The organism is Streptomyces sp. NPDC044719 (assembly GCF_056433405.1).
This window is the reverse complement of the sequence record NZ_JBWKHE010000010.1, coordinates 154,625-171,002: the sequence shown is the minus strand read 5'-3', so window position 1 is coordinate 171,002 and position 16,378 is coordinate 154,625. Positions and strand designations below refer to the sequence as shown.

20 protein-coding genes are annotated in these 16,378 nt (G+C 72.2%); 10 read left to right on the top strand and 10 right to left on the bottom strand.

All coding sequences use genetic code 11. The annotated features are described in order from the left end of the window. Nucleotides 1-115 precede the first annotated feature (115 nt). Both AC07DF_RS35090 and AC07DF_RS35085 read left to right on the top strand, forming a co-directional pair. Complete coding sequence (locus AC07DF_RS35090) at nucleotides 116-976, top strand: metallophosphoesterase family protein (protein ID WP_478980536.1); 861 nt, start codon at nucleotides 116-118, stop codon at nucleotides 974-976. Continuing rightward, nucleotides 973-1,632: a 4'-phosphopantetheinyl transferase family protein gene (locus AC07DF_RS35085; protein ID WP_478980534.1), complete on the top strand. Its 660-nt coding sequence runs from the start codon at nucleotides 973-975 to the stop codon at nucleotides 1,630-1,632. Before AC07DF_RS35090 ends, AC07DF_RS35085 begins: the two co-directional genes overlap by 4 nt. Nucleotides 1,633-1,743: 111 nt before the next feature. Here AC07DF_RS35085 and AC07DF_RS35080 read toward each other — a convergent pair whose 3' ends face one another. The 3 genes from AC07DF_RS35080 to AC07DF_RS35070 all read right to left on the bottom strand — a co-directional run bounded on the left by AC07DF_RS35080 (nucleotide 1,744) and on the right by AC07DF_RS35070 (nucleotide 3,345). Then, on the bottom strand, nucleotides 1,744-1,965 hold the full coding sequence (locus tag AC07DF_RS35080; protein ID WP_478980532.1) for a hypothetical protein: 222 nt from the start codon (nucleotides 1,963-1,965) through the stop codon (nucleotides 1,744-1,746). A gap of 157 nt (nucleotides 1,966-2,122) precedes the next feature. After that, complete coding sequence (locus tag AC07DF_RS35075) at nucleotides 2,123-2,653, bottom strand: toxin-antitoxin system, toxin component (protein ID WP_478980773.1); 531 nt, start codon at nucleotides 2,651-2,653, stop codon at nucleotides 2,123-2,125. A 32-nt stretch (nucleotides 2,654-2,685) separates the two neighbouring features. Further along, nucleotides 2,686-3,345, bottom strand: a complete 660-nt coding sequence (locus tag AC07DF_RS35070) for a helix-turn-helix domain-containing protein (protein ID WP_478980530.1) — start codon at nucleotides 3,343-3,345, stop codon at nucleotides 2,686-2,688. Nucleotides 3,346-3,583: 238 nt separating this feature from the next. Here AC07DF_RS35070 and AC07DF_RS35065 point away from each other — a divergent pair, with 238 nt between their 5' ends. From AC07DF_RS35065 to AC07DF_RS35035, 7 genes are all read left to right on the top strand, one after another. Next, nucleotides 3,584-4,243 carry an MmyB family transcriptional regulator gene (locus tag AC07DF_RS35065; protein ID WP_478980528.1) on the top strand — a complete coding sequence of 220 codons (660 nt, stop codon included), beginning with the start codon at nucleotides 3,584-3,586 and terminating at the stop codon, nucleotides 4,241-4,243. A gap of 70 nt (nucleotides 4,244-4,313) precedes the next feature. Then, nucleotides 4,314-5,468 carry an NAD(P)/FAD-dependent oxidoreductase gene (locus AC07DF_RS35060; protein ID WP_478980526.1) on the top strand — a complete coding sequence of 385 codons (1,155 nt, stop codon included), beginning with the start codon at nucleotides 4,314-4,316 and terminating at the stop codon, nucleotides 5,466-5,468. After that, complete coding sequence (locus AC07DF_RS35055) at nucleotides 5,465-5,779, top strand: (2Fe-2S)-binding protein (RefSeq protein ID WP_478980524.1); 315 nt, start codon at nucleotides 5,465-5,467, stop codon at nucleotides 5,777-5,779. Before AC07DF_RS35060 ends, AC07DF_RS35055 begins: the two co-directional genes overlap by 4 nt. Further along, the gene (locus AC07DF_RS35050; protein ID WP_478980522.1) at nucleotides 5,769-7,133 is read left to right on the top strand and encodes an FAD-dependent oxidoreductase; all 1,365 of its coding nucleotides are present in this window, start codon (nucleotides 5,769-5,771) and stop codon (nucleotides 7,131-7,133) included. Before AC07DF_RS35055 ends, AC07DF_RS35050 begins: the two co-directional genes overlap by 11 nt. Continuing rightward, nucleotides 7,130-8,020 carry a dihydrodipicolinate synthase family protein gene (locus AC07DF_RS35045; RefSeq protein ID WP_478980520.1) on the top strand — a complete coding sequence of 297 codons (891 nt, stop codon included), beginning with the start codon at nucleotides 7,130-7,132 and terminating at the stop codon, nucleotides 8,018-8,020. The genes AC07DF_RS35050 and AC07DF_RS35045 overlap by 4 nt, the downstream gene beginning before the upstream one ends. 5 nt (nucleotides 8,021-8,025) lie before the next feature. Further along, complete coding sequence (locus AC07DF_RS35040; protein ID WP_478980518.1) at nucleotides 8,026-9,027, top strand: proline racemase family protein; 1,002 nt, start codon at nucleotides 8,026-8,028, stop codon at nucleotides 9,025-9,027. 20 nt (nucleotides 9,028-9,047) lie between these two features. Next, entirely contained in the window at nucleotides 9,048-9,764 is a 717-nt protein-coding gene (locus tag AC07DF_RS35035) for a GntR family transcriptional regulator (protein WP_478980771.1), read from the top strand. Here the strand turns inward: AC07DF_RS35035 and AC07DF_RS35030 are convergent. The 4 genes from AC07DF_RS35030 to AC07DF_RS35015 are packed head-to-tail and all read right to left on the bottom strand — an operon-like array spanning nucleotide 9,761 to nucleotide 13,098. After that, complete coding sequence (locus AC07DF_RS35030; protein ID WP_478980515.1) at nucleotides 9,761-10,540, bottom strand: ABC transporter ATP-binding protein; 780 nt, start codon at nucleotides 10,538-10,540, stop codon at nucleotides 9,761-9,763. The genes AC07DF_RS35035 and AC07DF_RS35030 overlap by 4 nt on opposite strands. Nucleotides 10,541-10,560: 20 nt before the next feature. Further along, nucleotides 10,561-11,340 carry an ABC transporter permease gene (locus AC07DF_RS35025; protein WP_478980513.1) on the bottom strand — a complete coding sequence of 260 codons (780 nt, stop codon included), beginning with the start codon at nucleotides 11,338-11,340 and terminating at the stop codon, nucleotides 10,561-10,563. Then, nucleotides 11,337-12,110 carry an ABC transporter permease gene (locus AC07DF_RS35020; protein WP_478980511.1) on the bottom strand — a complete coding sequence of 258 codons (774 nt, stop codon included), beginning with the start codon at nucleotides 12,108-12,110 and terminating at the stop codon, nucleotides 11,337-11,339. The genes AC07DF_RS35025 and AC07DF_RS35020 overlap by 4 nt, the downstream gene beginning before the upstream one ends. A gap of 13 nt (nucleotides 12,111-12,123) precedes the next feature. Beyond that, a complete protein-coding gene (locus tag AC07DF_RS35015; RefSeq protein WP_478980509.1) occupies nucleotides 12,124-13,098 on the bottom strand; it encodes an ABC transporter substrate-binding protein in 975 nt (324 codons plus the stop codon). Nucleotides 13,099-13,290: 192 nt separating this feature from the next. Here AC07DF_RS35015 and AC07DF_RS35010 point away from each other — a divergent pair, with 192 nt between their 5' ends. Beyond that, nucleotides 13,291-14,142, top strand: a complete 852-nt coding sequence (locus AC07DF_RS35010) for an IclR family transcriptional regulator domain-containing protein (protein ID WP_478980507.1) — start codon at nucleotides 13,291-13,293, stop codon at nucleotides 14,140-14,142. Here AC07DF_RS35010 and AC07DF_RS35005 read toward each other — a convergent pair. The 3 genes from AC07DF_RS35005 to AC07DF_RS34995 are packed head-to-tail and all read right to left on the bottom strand — an operon-like array spanning nucleotide 14,057 to nucleotide 16,235. After that, nucleotides 14,057-14,992 (bottom strand): PDR/VanB family oxidoreductase, encoded by a 936-nt coding sequence (locus AC07DF_RS35005; protein ID WP_478980505.1) that lies wholly within the window; start codon nucleotides 14,990-14,992, stop codon nucleotides 14,057-14,059. The genes AC07DF_RS35010 and AC07DF_RS35005 overlap by 86 nt on opposite strands. Then, the gene (locus AC07DF_RS35000) at nucleotides 14,989-15,168 is read right to left on the bottom strand and encodes a hypothetical protein (protein ID WP_020273480.1); all 180 of its coding nucleotides are present in this window, start codon (nucleotides 15,166-15,168) and stop codon (nucleotides 14,989-14,991) included. The genes AC07DF_RS35005 and AC07DF_RS35000 overlap by 4 nt, the downstream gene beginning before the upstream one ends. After that, on the bottom strand, nucleotides 15,165-16,235 hold the full coding sequence (locus AC07DF_RS34995; protein WP_478980501.1) for an aromatic ring-hydroxylating dioxygenase subunit alpha: 1,071 nt from the start codon (nucleotides 16,233-16,235) through the stop codon (nucleotides 15,165-15,167). The genes AC07DF_RS35000 and AC07DF_RS34995 overlap by 4 nt, the downstream gene beginning before the upstream one ends. Nucleotides 16,236-16,378 lie beyond the last annotated feature (143 nt).

The window sequence follows — 16,378 nt, the reverse complement described above, 5'->3', positions numbered from 1 at the left end:
TCGTGCAACGCGCGTGTGAAGGATTCCTCCCGTCGCGGCCGTCCGGCCGCTCTTGTCCCCGGGCGCCGGGATGTGATCTCTTGGTGGCGTTCGTGTGTGCGGAGGGGGATGCAGGGTGACATCGACGGCCGGTGGCTCCGGTCAACTGCTGGCCATCAGCGATCTGCACATCGGTTACCGGGAGAACCGCGCCCTGGTCGAGAACATGGCGCCCGTGACGGACGACGACTGGCTGCTCGTGGCCGGTGACGTCGCGGAGACCGCGGCCGACATCCGCTGGACCCTCAAGACGCTCGCGGGCCGCTTCCGCAAGGTCGTCTGGGTGCCCGGGAACCACGAGCTGTGGACCCATCCGAGCGACTCCGTCACCCTGCGCGGCGTCGCCCGATACGAGTACCTGGTCGAGCTGTGCCGGGAACTCGGCGTGACGACACCCGAGGACCCCTACCCCGTCTGGGACGGCCCGGGCGGCCCGGTGGCCGTCGCCCCGCTGTTCCTGCTGTACGACTACTCGTTCCTGCCGGCCGGCTGCACGACCAAGGAGCAGGGCCTGGAGTACGCCCACGGCACGGGGATCGTGTGCTCCGACGAGTACCTGCTGCACCCCGACCCGTACCCGAGCCGGGAGGCCTGGTGCCGGGCCCGGGTCGCCGAGACCGAGCGCAGACTCGCCGAGCTGCCCGAGGACCTGCCGGTGATCCCCGTCAACCACTACCCGCTGGACCGGCATCCGATGGATGTCCTGTGGCACCCCGAGTTCGCCATGTGGTGCGGCACCGAGCTGACCGCCGACTGGCACCGCAGGTTCCGCGTCCACACGATGGTCTACGGCCATCTGCACATCCCCCGTACCACCTGGCACGAGGGCGTCCGCTTCGAGGAGGTGTCGGTGGGCTATCCCCGTGAGTGGCGCAAGCGGCCCGGGCCGCCGGGGCGGCTGCGGCGCATCCTGCCGGGGGAGGGTGAGGAGAGGTGATCGAGGAACTGCTGCCCGCGAGTGTGGTCACCGTGGAGGCCTACGGCCAGGACGGCGCGGACGCACCGCTGTACCCCGAGGAGGCGGCGCTCGTGGCGCGGGCGGTGGCCAAGCGCCGGCGGGAGTTCGCCGCCGTACGCTCCTGCGCCCGCCGTGCCATGGAGAAGCTCGGCGTGCCGCCGCAGCCGGTCCTGCCCGGGGAGCGCGGCGCCCCGGGCTGGCCCGCCGGACTGGCCGGCAGCATGACGCATTGCGACGGCTACTGTGCCGCCGCCCTGGTCCGCGCCGCCGACCTGGCCTCGCTCGGCATCGACGCCGAGATCCACGGGCCGCTGCCCGAGGGCGTCCTGCCCTCGGTGTCCCTGCCGTCCGAGGCGGAGCGGCTGCGCCGGCTGGCGGCCGAGCGCCCCGACATCCACTGGGACCGGTTGCTGTTCAGCGCGAAGGAGTCCGTCTACAAGGCGTGGTTCCCCCTCACCGGGAAGTGGCTGGACTTCATGGAGGCGGACATCGAGCTCTCCGTCGACGGCGGCTTCCGCGCGGCGCTCCTCGTCCCCGGGCCGCTGGTGGGCGGCAGCCGCCTCGACCGTTTCGAGGGCCGCTGGACGACGTCCCGCGGCCTGGTCGCGACGGCGGTCGCGGTACCGCATCCCTGAGGCGCCGCGCGCCTCTCAGGGGCGCGGGGAACTGCGCGAACAACCCCGAACGGCCCGCACCCGGAAGACCATCCGTACCCCCGAGCTCGACTCCGCCCCCTCACACAGGCGCTACTCAGGACACCAGCTCCGCAGCAACCCGAAAAACTCCTCTTCGTTACCGGTCAGCCCGGCCCGTTCGAGCGCCGCCTCCGCCTCGGCGAGAACGGCCGGCGGCACGATCGCGGGACGACCGCCGGTCTCCAGATCGAACGCGGCCCGGACGGTGTGCAGCAGTCGCAGATAGGCCTGGACGGCGGTGCGCTCACGGTCGGTCAGTACGGCGGTCTGCATCGGTCGGCTTCTCCCCGTGTCGGCGTCATCGGTCCCGCGCCGCTCGGCGCGCACGCCCCGCACAGAAGGGGCGCACCTCCAGCTTGCCGTCCACCACTGACAATCCGGCCCCGCCGCCCCTCGGTTCGCCCGCTCGGCGGATGCGCCAGGCGGCCCGTCAGCCCTGCGGACCCCGGTACCCAAGCGACGCCTCGATCCGCCCCGCCAGATGATCCCGCTGCACGGGCCCCCGCGACGACGAACCTGCCAGCCACGCCCGGCACTTGCTGGCCAGCAGCAGACCGAAGCTCTCGGCCTCCTTCTCGTCGTCCAGGTCGAAGCGGGTGCGCGCCGCGACCTTCAGGACCGTCGCCTGGAGATCGGCCGTGTCGTCGAGCAGCCGGGCCGCGACCGCCGCGCCCTCGACATGGTGGGAGCAGTGCCCGGCGTTCATGTGCCACAGCTCGTGGCCCAGGATCACCAACTGGTGGTCCGGCGCGGTGCGTTCCTCGATCACGACGAGGTCCTGCTCGGCCATGTCGAGCCACAGCCCGCTGGCGGTCCCGATCGGGAAGGCGGCCGTACGGACGTGCACGGGCCGGCCACGGCGTCTGCTCATGGCGTCGCACAGCGCGGTGTACAGCTCGTCCGGCCGTGCCGGCGCGGGGAGGGTCAGCTCCGCGACCAGCTCGCCGCACAGGCGGCGCATTTCCTTACCGATGCCCACAGTTCTCCCCACGGTCACGAATCGGGCCGCTTGACGCTCTCCAGGAGCATGTCCAGCCACTCCGCGACCTTGTCACGGTGCTGGTCGGTGGGCAGCTGCGCGGCCCGCCAGGCGATGCCGCGCACGCCGTGGTCCTGCAACAGCCGCTCCAGCGGGTCGTCGGCCGCCGCGGCCGCCTCCCGCTCACGGTCGGCGAGCTTCTGCAGCAGCTCCTGCTCGATGTGCTGGAGGGCGCTCACGAGCGCCTCGGGGTCCTCCGCCGTGAGGAAACCGGCGTGCACCCGGAAGAACCGCTGGAGGGCGTCGCAGTGCTCCATGGTCGGGCGCCGGTCGCCGTTGATGAGGGCGCCGGCCTGCTGCCGGGACATGCCGGCGCCGTCGGCGATCTCCTGCTGGGTGTACTTGCGGCCGGTGGGCTTGAGCCGGGTCCGGCGCAGCAGGTCCAGGCGCTGCAGGAACCGGGCCTGCACATCGGGCTCGCCCGCGGGCCTGCCGCAGAGCAGGGCCTTCACCACCGGTTCCGGGACCCCGGAGGCGACGGACAGCCGGCCGATGCCGAAGACCTCGGCGTGCGGCACGCCGAGCCGGTCGGCGAGCGCGGTGACACGGGAGACGACGGCCTGTAGCACGGCCGTCGACGTGGCGCCCGGACTTTCGACGAAGCCACCCGTCACCGACAGATCTCCTACGTCTCTCACAGGCTTCTCACAAGTGGATGCCGTGACTTTCCCCGGCGTGAACTTCCCGGAGCGTAGCCGGTGCTTCGAACTCACATCCAGGTCTCGCCACAACTGTGGCCAATTTCAGCCGTCAACAGGCATGAAATGCCACGATAGTTGACACGCCTCAGCTCCGGGCAGCAGGATCGGGGCGCCGCGTCAAGGCCGCACAGGCAAGAGGGGTGACCTCCCGATGGCATATCAGGCAGGAGGGCAGCGGCCGGCACCGCGGCCCGTCGCCGAGACTCCAGAGGCCCAGGCCTATCTGGAGGACTACGCCGGGCTTCTGGAGGCCGTCTCCTCCCCCTCGCTCGTCGTCGACCACTCCTGGGACGTGGTGCTGACCAATAGCGCGTTCCGGTCACTTTTCGCCGGCGTGGGTCCGCACCAGACGGCCATGCCGGGCGACAACTTCCTCAGGTTCGTGCTGTTCCACCCCGACGCCCCCTCGGTGCTCGGCGAGCACGAGTCGAGCTGGTGTCTGCCCATGCTGGCGCACTTCGCGCGCACCGTGGAGAGCCACGGTCCCGACCACGGGCTCCAGGCCGTCCGCCGTGACATCGCCCAGGACCCGATCATGGAGGCCGCGTACCGGCAGGGCCTGCCGCACTGGATCCGCTCGGTCGGCGAGGACGCCGTCGAGCACGACGGTGCCGTACGCCCGCTGCTGCACCCGGACCCGCGCAGGGGTGCCACCGAGTGCCGGGTCGTCGTCGAGACGTCCAGGACGCTCGAGGAACTGGGCTGCACCCGCCTCACGTTCGTGCTGCGTGAGGCCCGCCGCGCCCCGTCCCGGGAGCGCGGGACGCGTCGTGCCGCCTCCCACCTGAGGGTCGTACCGGCGGCCGACTGAGCCCTTCCCGCCGCGTTCCACCAGTGTTCGCCCCATTCCCAGACGATGTGGTGTGTGACATAGTACTGGCGTGAGCGAGTCGCTGACCTGCGATGTCGTGGTGGTCGGAGCCGGAGTGGTCGGCGCCGCCTGTGCCTTGTACGCGGCCCGTGCCGGCCTCGACGTCGTCGTGGTGGACCGGGGCGCGGTGGCCGGCGGTACGACCGGCGCCGGGGAGGGGAACCTCCTCGTCTCCGACAAGGAGCCCGGACCCGAGCTCGAACTGGCCCTGCTGTCCGCCCGGCTGTGGGACCAACTGGCCCGGGAAGGGCTGGGGAAGACCGTCGAGTACGAGGCCAAGGGCGGTGTCGTCGTCGCCGGCACCGACGGGGCACTGGCCGGTCTCGAGGAACTCGCCGCCGGGCAGCGCGCGGCCGGGGTCGAGGCCGTCTCCGTGCCGCCCGACCGGCTTTCCGATCTGGAGCCCTACCTGGCTCCCGGGCTTGCGGGCGGCATGCACTACCCGCAGGACGCCCAGGTGATGCCCGCTCTCGCGGCGGCCCACCTGCTGCGCGCCTCGAACGCCCGGCTGCTCACCGGCCGGGAGGTCACCGCCGTGCTGCGCGACCCCGGCGGCGCGGTGCGCGGGGTGCGGACCGGCCGGGGCGCCATCCACGCCCCGGCCGTCGTCAACGCGGCCGGCACCTGGGGCGGCGAGATCGCGGCCCGGGCGGGCGTTTCCCTGCCGGTGCTGCCCCGGCGCGGCTTCGTCCTGGTCACCGAGCCACTACCGCCGCGCGTCCGGCACAAGGTGTACGCCGCCGACTACGTGGGCGATGTCGCGAGCGACTCGGCGGCGCTGCAGACCTCCCCGGTGGTGGAGGGCACGCCCGCCGGGCCGGTCCTGATCGGCGCCAGCCGCGAACGGGTCGGCTTCGACCGGTCGTTGTCGCTCCCGGCACTGCGCGCGCTGGCGGCGGGAGCGACGGGCCTCTTCCCCTTCCTCGCCGATGTCAGGGCCCTGCGCACGTACGTGGGCTTCCGGCCGTATCTGCCGGACCATCTGCCGGCGATCGGCCCGGACCCCCGGGCGCCCGGACTTCTCCACGCCTGCGGGCACGAGGGCGCGGGCATCGGGCTCGCCACCGGCACCGGGCAGCTGATCGCCCAGGCGTTGACCGGGCGGGTGCCCGACCTGGACCTCGGCCCGTTCCGGCCCGATCGCTTCACCGAGGAGGCCGAGTGAATCCGCTGGAGCTGGCGGGAGCCAGGCCCGGCCCCGCCTTCACGGTCACGTTCGACGGGCGGCCGGTCGAGGCGCTGCCCGGGCAGACGGTCGCCGCCGTGCTGTGGACGGCGGGCGTCACCTCCTGGCGCGCCACCCGGGGCGAGGGCCGTCCGCGCGGGGTGTTCTGCGGGATCGGCGTCTGCTTCGACTGCCTGGTGAGCGTCAACGGCCGCCCCAACCAACGCGCCTGTCTGGTGCCGGTACGGCCGGGGGACGTGATCGGCACACAGGAGGGGACGGGCCACGATGGGGTGCGTCATGCGGACTGACCTGGTCGTGATCGGGGCCGGACCGGCCGGTCTCGCCGCGTCCCTCGCGGCGGCCGCGCGGGGCACGCGGGTCGCGCTCGTCGACGGGGCGACGGAGACGGGCGGGCAGTTCTACCGGCAGCCCGCCGCCGGGCTCGGCGCCGGGCGGCCCGAGGCGCTGCACCACCAGTGGCGGACCTGGGAGCGGCTGCGCGACGGACTCGCCGCCAGTGCCGTACGGGTGCTGACCGATCATCATGTGTGGTGTGTGGAGCGCGGCTCCGGCGGCTTCGTCGTGCACGCGCTGCTCGGGCCGGCGCAGGAGGAGCCGGCCGAGGTGCGGGCCCGTGCCGTGCTGCTGGCCACCGGCGGCTACGAGCAGGTGCTGCCCTTCCCCGGCTGGACCCTGCCGGGCGTCGTCACCGCCGGGGGCGCCCAGGCCATGCTCAAGGGCGGGCTCGTGGTGCCGGGGCGCCGAGCCGTCGTGGCCGGGACCGGGCCGCTGCTGCTGCCCGTGGCGACCGGGCTCGCGGCGGCCGGTGTCGAGGTCGCCGCGCTCGTCGAGTCCGCCGACCCCAAGCGCCTTGCCCGCCATGGCCGGGCCCTGGCGGGCAAGCTCCCGGAGGGGGCCGGATACGCCGCCCGGCTGCTGCGTCACCGCGTGCCGTTCCTCGCCCGGCACACCGTCGTCCGTGCCCACGGCGACGACCGGCTGGCCGGCGTCACGATCGCCGCCCTCGACGCCGCCGGACGTGTCCGGCCCGGCACCGAGCGGCGACTGCCCTGCGACACCCTCGCTGTCGGCCACGGCATGCTCCCGCACACCGACCTGGCCGAGGGCCTCGGCTGCGGCCTCGACGGGCTCACCGTGGCCGTCGACCCCGAGCAGCGCACGGACGTGCCCGGCGTGTGGGCGGCCGGCGAGGCCACCGGCGTCGGCGGCGCGGCCCTCGCCCTCGCCGAGGGACACATCGCAGGGTGCTCCGCCGCCGCGTACCTGCACGGCACCGTCGCCGACCCGGCCCCGGCAGCCCTCAAGGCCCGTGCACGGCTCAGCAGATCCGCCGCCGCCCTCGAAGCCGCCTACGCGCCGCCCGCGCACTGGCCCGAGCAGGTCACCGACGACACCGTGGTCTGCCGCTGCGAGGAGGTCACCGCCGGTGCCGTGCGCGACGCCCTGGACCTCGGGGCGGGCGACGTACGCACCGTGAAGCTGCTCACCCGGGCCGGGATGGGCTGGTGCCAGGGCCGGATGTGCGCCGTCGCCGTCGCGGGCCTCGCCGGCTGCCCGCCCGCCCCGTCCAGAAGGCCGTTCGCCCGTCCCGTGCCGCTCGGCGTCCTCGCACGGCAACACTCCCAGGAGGGACAGTCATGACCGATCACCGCCCCTGGCGCGGCGTCCTCGTCGCCACCGCGCTCCCGCTGAACGACGACCTCTCCGTGAACTACGACCGGTACGCGGAGCACTGCGCCTGGCTCGTCGAGAACGGCTGCGACGGCGTCGTGCCGAACGGCTCCCTCGGCGAGTACCAGGTGCTCACCCCCGAGGAGCGCGCCCGGGTCGTAGAGACGGCCGTCGCCGCGATCGGCGGGCAGCGCGTCATGCCCGGCGTCGCCGCCTACGGGTCCGCCGAGTCCCGGCGCTGGGCCGAACAGGCGGGCGAGGCGGGGTGCCAGGCGGTGATGCTGCTGCCGCCGAACGCCTACCGCGCCGACGAGCGCTCCGTCGTCGCCCACTACGCCGAGGTCGCGAAGGCGGGCCTGCCGGTCGTGGCGTACAACAACCCGATCGACACCAAGGTCGACCTGGTGCCGGAGCTGCTCGCCCGGCTGCACGGCGAGGGGCACATCCGGGGCGTGAAGGAGTTCTCCGGCGATGTCCGCCGGGCCTACCGGATCGCCGAACTCGCTCCCGAACTGGACCTGTTGATCGGCGCGGACGACGTCCTGCTGGAGCTGGCCGTAGCGGGTGCCAAGGGCTGGGTCGCGGGCTACCCGAACGCGCTGCCCCAGGCCTCGGTCGAGCTGTACCACGCGGCCGTCGACGGCGACCTCGGCACCGCGCGGGACCTGTACCGGCAGCTGCATCCGCTGCTGCGGTGGGACTCGCGGGTGGAGTTCGTCCAGGCCATCAAGCTGTCCATGGACCTCGTCGGCCGCCACGGCGGCCCCTGCCGTCCGCCGCGTGTGCCGCTGCTGCCCGAGCAGGAGGCCGCCGTCCGAGCCGCCACCGAGAAGGCCGTAGCGGCCGGATTGGCGTAGTGACCATGCGCAGCAGACTCGTCCTGCACGCCGTCGACTCGCACACCGAGGGCATGCCCACCCGTGTGATCACCGGCGGCATCGGCACCGTCCCCGGCGCCACCATGAACGAGCGGCGGCTGTACTTCCGCGAACACCGCGACGACATCAAGCAGTTGCTGATGAACGAGCCGCGCGGGCACTCCGCCATGAGCGGCGCGATCCTCCAGCCGCCCACCAGGCCCGACTGCGACTGGGGCGTCGTCTACATCGAGGTCTCCGGATATCTGCCGATGTGCGGGCACGGCACCATCGGCGTGGCGACCGTGCTCGTCGAGACCGGCATGGTCGAGGTCGTCGAGCCGGTCACCACCATCCGGCTCGACACCCCCGCGGGCCCGGTCGTCGCCGAGGTGGCCGTCGAGGACGGTGTCGCCAAGGCGGTCACCCTCCAGAACGTGCCCTCCTTCGCCGTCGCCCTCGACCGCGAGGCCACCCTCGCCGACGGCCGGACGGTGACGTACGACCTCGCGTTCGGCGGCAACTTCTACGCCATCCTGCCGCTGGAGCGGTTCGGCCTGCCCTTCGACCGGTCCCGCAAGGACGACATCCTCGCCGCCGGCCTGTCCCTCATGGCCGCCGTCAACGCCGAGGACCCGCCCGTCCACCCGGAGGACCCGTCCATCCACGGCCTCCACCACGTCTACCTGGCCGCCCCCGGCTCGGACGCCCGCCACTCCCGGCACGCCATGGCCATCCACCCCGGCTGGTTCGACCGCTCGCCCTGCGGCACGGGCACCAGCGCCCGCATGGCCCAGTTGCACGCCCGCGGCGAACTCCCGCTGCACACCGAGTTCGTGAACGAGTCCTTCATCGGCACCCGGTTCACCGGCAGACTGCTCGGCACGACCGAGGTGGCCGGACGCCCGGCCGTCCTGCCCAGCTTCACCGGACGCGCCTGGATCACCGGCACCGCCCAGTACCTGCTGGACCCCGATGACCCGTTCCCGGCGGGGTTCGTCCTGTGAGCCGCACCCCTGCGCTGCCCATGCTGGGCAGCAGAAAGCCCAGCCACCGGGAGCGGGTCGCGGACGCGCTGCGGGCCGCCCTGATCGCCGGTGAACTGCGCCCGGGCGAGGTCTACTCGGCGCCCGGCCTCGCAGCCCGCTTCGGCGTCTCCGCCACCCCCGTGCGCGAGGCCATGCTCGACCTCGCCAAGGAAGGCCTCGTCGACACCGTGCCGAACAAGGGCTTCCGGGTCACCGCCGTCTCCGAGAAGCAACTCGACGAGTACACCCACGTCCGGGCGCTGATCGAGATCCCCACGACGGCGGGCCTGGCGGTCACGGCCGACCCGGTGGCGCTGGAGGCACTGCGCCCGGTCGCCCAGGAGATCGTCACCTCCGCGGCGGCCGGCGACCTCATCGCCTACGTCGAGGCCGACCTGGCGTTCCACCTCGGCCTGCTGGCCCTCGCCGGCAACGACCACCTCGTCGACGTCGTACGGGACCTCAGACGCCGCTCCCGGCTGTACGGACTGACCGCGCTCGTCGAGCAGGGCCGGCTGGAGGCGTCGGCGGAGGAGCACCTGGAGATCCTGGAAGCGCTGCTCGCCCGGGACGAGGAGGCTGTCCGGGCGGTGATGACACGGCACCTCGGACACGTCCGGGGACTGTGGGCAAGCGCCCTTCAGGGGCGCGGGGAACTGCGCGACCAGCCCCCACGACCCGCAGCCTCCAGACGGCAGACCGGACCGAGCTCTTAGGACGCGGCGGTTCCCTTCTTCGCGGCCTGGATCTGCTCGTACACATGGGTGCGCAGCTCGGCGAAGCGCGGATCCACCCTCGTGTGCAGCTGATCGCGCTCGACGGGCAGATCGACCTTCAGCTGCTCCCGGACGACGGTGGGGGAGGCGGACAGCACGATCACCCGCTCCCCGAGGTAGACGGCCTCGTCGATGTCGTGCGTGACGAACAGGATCGTGATGCCGCGCTCCCGCCACAGCCCCCTGACCAGGTCCTCCAGCTCGGCCCGGGTCTGCGCGTCCACCGCCGCGAACGGCTCGTCCATCAGCAGCACACGGGGCTCGTACGCCAGCGCCCGGGCAATGGCCACCCGCTGCTGCATTCCGCCGGACAGCTGCCAGGGATACGCCCCCACGGCGTCCGCCAGCCCCACCGACTCCAGCGCGTCGCGCACCAGTTCCCGGCGCCGGGCCTTTCCCAAGCCCTTCTGCCGCAGCGGAAGTCCGACGTTCTCGCCGACCCGCATCCAGGGGAAGAGGCTGCGCCCGTACTCCTGGAAGACGAACGCCATCCCGGGCGGCGGACCGCTCACCTTCCGCCCCTCCAGGAGCACTTCACCGCCGGTCGGTGCGAGCAGCCCTCCCACGCATTTCAGCAGCGTCGTCTTGCCACAGCCCGACGGCCCGACGAGACAGACGAGTTCTCCGGCGTCGACGGCGAAGGTCAGGTCGCGGACCGCCTCCACACGCCGCCCCGAACCCTCGTAGACCTTCTTCAGGCCCCGTACGTCGAGCATGGTCCGCCCTTTCGAGAGGTTCACGGCGACTGCCGGGCCGAGGCGCGCAGACCGTGGTACCAGCCGAGCACCCGCCGCTCGACCCACTGGAAGACCACCGACAGCAGGAAGCCGAGCAGACCGAGCACGAGGATGCCGGTCCACATGTCCGGGATCGCGAAGCCGCGCTGGAACTGGACGATGGTGAAGCCGAGCCCGTTGCTCGCGGCGAACATCTCGCTGATCACCATGAGGATGATGCCGATGGAAAGGGCCTGGCGCAGGCCCGCGAAGATCTGCGGGCTCGCCGACCGCAGCACCAGCTTCCTGAGCCGCGCCGCACCCGTGATGCCGTACGAGCGCGCCGTCTCGGCCATCACCGGATCCACCGCCCGCACACCCTCGACCGTGTTGAGCAGGACGGGCCACACGCAGCCGGCCGCGATCACCGTGACCTTCATCGTGTCGCCGATCCCCGCGAAGAGCATGATGACCGGCACCAGCACCGGCGGCGGTACCGCCCGCAGGAACTCCAGGACCGGCTCGCACACCGCCCGCACCCGCCGGTACGACCCGATGGCCGTACCGACCGCCACCCCCACGACCGCCGCCAGCGCGTAACCGCCCGCCAGCCGCAGCACGCTGGGCAGTACGTCGCCCCGCAGGCGCTCCGCCGTCCACACGTCCGGGAAGGCCTCCAGGATCGTCCGCAGGGGCGGCCAGTACACGTCCGTGCTGCCGGCGGACGCCACCCACCAGACCGTCACCAGCAGGGCCGGTAGGGCGACGGCGAACACCAGCCGCGGCAGCAGACGCCTCACACCGCCACCTCCCCGCGCACCGACTGGTGCCAGGCCAGCGCCCGCCGCTCCACCGTGCGCGCGCCGACGTTGATCAGCAGACCCAGCAGCCCGGTCACCACGATCAGCGCGTACATCTCGGGCACCGCCTGCGAGGCCTGTGCCACCCCGATGCGCCTGCCCAGCCCCGGTGCCCCGATGACGAGTTCGGAGGTGATGGCGAGGATCAGCGCGACCGCCGCCGCCAGCCGGACGCCCGTCATGACGTACGGCAGCGCGGTCGGCCACAGCACATGCCGGATCCGCGCCCAGGGACCGAGGCCGTACGACCGTGCCGTCTCGTCGGCGACGGGGTCGACGTCCTGGACGCCGTACAGCACCTGGATCAGGACCTGCCAGAACGACGCGTAGACGACGAGGAGGAGCACCGAGCGCAGTTCCGTGCCGTACAGCAGCACCGCCAGCGGGATCAGCGCGACCGACGGGATCGGGCGCAGGAACTCGATCGTCGAGGCCGTCGCCGCCCGCAGATACGGCACGACCGAGAGCAGCACGCCCACCACGATCCCCGCGCAGGACGCGATCGCCAGGCCCAGCGCCCAGCCGGTGAGCGTGTCGCCGAGCGCCGTCCAGAAGGCCGAGTCGGCCGTCTCGTCCGCGAGCGCTGCGGCGATACGGCTGGTGGGTGGGAAGTAGGCCTCCTCGACCAGGCCGAGCCGGGGTACCGCCTCACCCAGGGCGAGAAAGGCGCCGAGCCCGGCCGCACCGAGTGCGGCGTTCACGCCCCTCATGCGTCTGTGCCCCTCACGGCAGCAGCCTGTCCAGATCCGGCGTCGACTTGAACAGGCCGTCCTCCTCGCCGAGCTTCATCAGTGCCTCGATGGAGGCGCGGTTCGGCTCCGCCGGCCACTTCGGCAGGGTCACCTTGTCCAGCACCGCCGCCGGGATCTTCGTGTACGTGGTGACGATCTGCCGGGCCTCGTCCGGGTGGGCGTCGGCGTAGGCGAGGGACTCGGCGGTCGCCTTCTGGAACTTCTCGACCACGTCCGGGTGCTGCTGGGCGTACCGGGTCGAGGTGAAGTACAGCGCGACGGTGAGGCCGGGTGCCACGTCCACCAGGTTCGAGGCGATCTCACGGCCGCCCTGGCTCTTGACGGTGGCGAGGGCGGGCTCGACCACCTGGGCGGCGTCGATCTGCCCGCTGTCGAGAGCGGCCGGCATCTGGTCGAAGGCCAGCTCGACGAACTCGACCTTGTCCGGATCGCCGCCCGCCTTGCGCACCGACGCGCGCACGGACGTCTCGTTGATGTTCTTCAGGGTGTTGATGGCGACCCGCTTGCTCTCCAGGTCCTTCGGCGATCTGATCGGACTGTCCTTGCCCACGGTGATCGCGCTGAAGTCCTTGCCCTCGACACCGGTCGAGGCGATCGCGTTCGCGACGGCCTTGATCGGCACGTTGTTGGACTGGGCGACCATCAGTGACGTCACGTTGGAGAACCCGAACTGGAACTGACCGCTGGCCACACCCGGCACGATCGCCGCGCCGCCCTGCGCGGTGGTGAACCGCAGTTTCAGGCCCTGCTTCGCGAAGAAGCCCTTCTCCTGGCCCAGGTAGAGCGGTGCCACATCGACGATGGGAATGAGCCCGACCTCGACGGTGGTCACACCGCCGGACGAGGCGCCCGCGTCCGAGGCGCCACCGCCGTCGGACGAGCCACAGGCCGCCGCGGTGAGCAGGACGGACACGGCCGCGAGACGGGTGAAGAGACGACGACGCAAGACTCCTCCTGTGGGACCGGCTGTGGTTCTCCGACAGGTTGTGCGCAGACAGCACGCTTGTGCTCAGCGAGAACGTAGAGCCGGGTTCGCTCCATGGTCAATGCCCGTGCCGGTACCGGTCGTTGACATCCCGAGACCCGTACTCCTAGCGTGCGCACAGCGCACGGTCGTACGTCCCGCCGGAGGCCCAGGATGTCCGCTGAAGCCCGCGCACCGCATTTCGTCCGGTCCTTCGAGCGCGGCCTCGCCGTGATCCGCGCCTTCGACGCCGAGCACCCGGCGCTGACCCTGAGCGAGGTCGCGCGGGCCTGTGAGCTGACGCGCGCGGCGGCACGCCGCTTCCTGCTCACCCTCGCCGACCTCGGCTACGTGCACACCGACGGCCGCCGCTTCCGCCTCACCCCCCGGGTGCTGGAACTCGGCTACTCCTACCTCTCCAGCTACACGCTGCCCCAGATCGCCGAGCCCCATCTGGAGCAACTCGTCGCGCGGGTGAGGGAATCGTCCTCGCTCTGCGTCCTCGACGGCGACGACATCGTGTACGTCGCCCGGGTCCCGACCCGCCGCATCATGACCGCGTCCATCACGGTCGGTACCCGCTTCCCGGCGTACGTGACGTCGGTGGGCAGGGTGATCCTCGCCCACCTGCCGGACGAACACGTCGAAGCCAGGCTCGCCCGGGCGGAGTTGAAGCCCCTCACCCCGCGCACGATCGCCACGCCCCAGGCCCTGCGGGCGGAGCTTCGCCGCGTCCGCAGGCAGGGCTACGCCGTCGTCGACCAGGAACTGGAGGAGGGACTGAGGTCGGTCGCCGCCCCGGTGCGGGACCGGGACGGCGAGGTGGTCGCGGCCGTCAACATCGCCGTGCACGCCGGGCGCAACTCCGTCGATTCCGTACGGCGCGACCTGTTGCCGCACCTGCTGGCGACCGTCGCCGGGATCGAGGCCGACCTGCGGATCACAAGTCCAGTACCAGCCGTCGCCCCCGGCACCGGGACACGCAGATCATCATCGTCTCGCCGCTCTCCCGCTCCTGAGGGGTGAGCACGGAGTCCCGGTGTTCCGGCGTGCCGTCGAGGACGTCGGTCTCACAGGTGCCGCAGGTGCCCTCGGTGCAGGAGAAGAGCACCTCGACCCCGGCGTCGCGCACGGCGTCCAGCACGGACACGTCCGGCGCCACGGCGAGTGTCCTGCCGCTCCGCGCCAGCTCCACCTCGAACCCGGTGTCGCCGCTCGTCTCCTGCTCCTTCGGCCGGAACCGCTCGACGCGCAGCACTCCGGAGGGGCTCCGGGCCTCCACCGCGTCCAGCAGCGGGCCGGGGCCGCAGCAGTAGACGAGCGTGCCCGCGGGTACGTCGTCCAGCACCGAGGGCAGGTCCAGCAGCCCCGTCTCGTCCTCGGGCGCGATCGTCACCCGGTCGCCGTACCGGGCCAGTTCCTCGCCGAACGCCATCGACCGGCGGGTGCGCCCGCCGTACAGCAGCGTCCACTCGGCGCCCGACGCCTCGGCCGCCGCCAGCATCGGCAGGATCGGGGTGATGCCGATGCCGCCCGCGACGAACCGGTAGCGCGGGGCGGGCTCCAGGCCGAAGTTGTTCCGGGGCCCGCGCACCCGGACCTTGTCGCCCTGCCCCACCTGCTCGTGCACATGGGCCGATCCACCCCGGCCGTCCGGCTCGCGCAGCACCGCGATCCGCCAGGCCGACCGATCCGCCGGATCGCCGCACAGCGAGTACTGCCGCTCCAGCCCGGGGCCGAGCACGACGTCGATGTGGGCGCCCGGCTCCCACACCGGGAGCGGCTCGCCGAGCGGGTGGCGCAGGGTGAGGGCGAGCACGCCGTCGGCGGCCGACTCACGCCGCTCGACGACGAGTTCGTCTTCGTACACGCTCATGAACTGTTCCCTCGCGGCTCGTCGACGTCATGCCCCTGAGGATGGGCGAGCATCCACTCCCACATCTCCACCGGGTCCTGCGCGGTGTGCTCCCGGCCGCAGTGGCAGGTGCCGTGCAGGACATCGGTGCCGGGCAGCCAGTCGATACGGTAGACCTCTCCGGTCGGGCTCGTCACTGGACGTTCTCCACGGGCTTCTCGCCCTCCTCGACCAGCCGGGCGAGGATACGGCGGGCGGCCAGGCCACCGGTGTCGATGTTGATGCTCAGCTCCTGGTAGCCGGTGCGCTCGGTGCCGAGGGTCTTCTGCAGCAGGTTGAGGGCGGTGACGTCCTGCATCACGACCGTGTGGTTGTTGCCGCGCAGGAACTCGGTGACCTCGGCGTCGTCGGTCGCCCAGTCGCGGGAGACGGCCCAGAAGTCGTACACCTTGCCGTCGCCGGACGGGGTGATCGCGTACGTGATCTCGGTGTGGAAGCCGTTCGGGTCGCTGCCGTCCGCCTCGGGCAGCACACCGACCGGGGCGATGCGACTGTGCAGCAGATACAGACAGGGCGCGTGGTACTCGATGTCCTGCCAGCGGGTGATCCGGCCTTCGATTCCGGTGGACTTGGCGTAGAACGGCGGGCAGGCGGCATCGTCCATGTGCCGGCTCACCCGGACGATCCCGGCGCCCTCGTCGACCTCCGTCGTGATCGGCGTCTCGGCGACCTCGGGGGTGCCGATGTACCCGCCGTGCAGATAGGTCTCGTGGGACAGGTCGAGGAGGTTGTCGACCAGGAGGCCGTAGTCGCAGTCGATGGGCTCCATGCCGCGCACGGTGACCCAGCCGGGGGAGTCGAGGTGCCTGGCCCGCGGGATGCTCTGCGGATCGGCGAGCGCCGGGTCGCCGATCCACACCCAGATCAGCGAGTCCTGTTCGACGACCGGGTAGGAGGCGACCCGGGCCGTGCGCGGCACCCGTTTCTGCCCGGGCACGTACACGCACGTACCGGTCGTGTCGTACGTGAACCCGTGGTACCCGCACACGATCCGGTCGCCGTCGAGGCGCGTCGGGGCCTCGGACAGCGGGTACCGCCGGTGCACACACCGGTCGTGCAGCACGACGGGCGTGCCGTCCCCCTCGGTCCGGTAGAGCACGAGCGTCTCACCGAGGATCGTCCGTCCGAGCAACTCCCGCCCCACCTCGTGACTGTAGGCGGCGACGTACCACTGGTTCCTGGCGAAGGCGGTCATGTGAGGCATGGGCACTGGCTCCCGTCTCTGGTCGTGCCGTCATCGTCGGGGCGGCCCTCCGGGCGCCGCAACGGCCCTTCCGCCAGGCGGAAGCCGCCTTCGGCAGAAGCGGTTTCCGAATCAAAAAGTGAAATCGAAACAGAATTCTGCAG

Excerpts from the sequence above, each read along its gene's own strand:
- AC07DF_RS35080 (WP_478980532.1), bottom strand. The coding sequence starts at position 1,965 with ATGCAGACCGCCGTACTGACCGACCGTGAGCGCACCGCCGTCCAGGCC.
- AC07DF_RS35075 (WP_478980773.1), bottom strand. The coding sequence starts at position 2,653 with ATGCGCCGCCTGTGCGGCGAGCTGGTCGCGGAGCTGACCCTCCCCGCG.
- AC07DF_RS35065 (WP_478980528.1), top strand. The coding sequence starts at position 3,584 with ATGGCATATCAGGCAGGAGGGCAGCGGCCGGCACCGCGGCCCGTCGCC.
- AC07DF_RS35050 (WP_478980522.1), top strand. The coding sequence starts at position 5,769 with ATGCGGACTGACCTGGTCGTGATCGGGGCCGGACCGGCCGGTCTCGCC.
- AC07DF_RS35045 (WP_478980520.1), top strand. The coding sequence starts at position 7,130 with ATGACCGATCACCGCCCCTGGCGCGGCGTCCTCGTCGCCACCGCGCTC.
- AC07DF_RS35040 (WP_478980518.1), top strand. The coding sequence starts at position 8,026 with ATGCGCAGCAGACTCGTCCTGCACGCCGTCGACTCGCACACCGAGGGC.
- AC07DF_RS35035 (WP_478980771.1), top strand. The coding sequence starts at position 9,048 with ATGCTGGGCAGCAGAAAGCCCAGCCACCGGGAGCGGGTCGCGGACGCG.
- AC07DF_RS35030 (WP_478980515.1), bottom strand. The coding sequence starts at position 10,540 with ATGCTCGACGTACGGGGCCTGAAGAAGGTCTACGAGGGTTCGGGGCGG.
- AC07DF_RS35020 (WP_478980511.1), bottom strand. The coding sequence starts at position 12,110 with ATGAGGGGCGTGAACGCCGCACTCGGTGCGGCCGGGCTCGGCGCCTTT.
- AC07DF_RS35010 (WP_478980507.1), top strand. The coding sequence starts at position 13,291 with ATGTCCGCTGAAGCCCGCGCACCGCATTTCGTCCGGTCCTTCGAGCGC.
- AC07DF_RS35005 (WP_478980505.1), bottom strand. The coding sequence starts at position 14,992 with ATGAGCGTGTACGAAGACGAACTCGTCGTCGAGCGGCGTGAGTCGGCC.
- AC07DF_RS34995 (WP_478980501.1), bottom strand. The coding sequence starts at position 16,235 with ATGCCTCACATGACCGCCTTCGCCAGGAACCAGTGGTACGTCGCCGCC.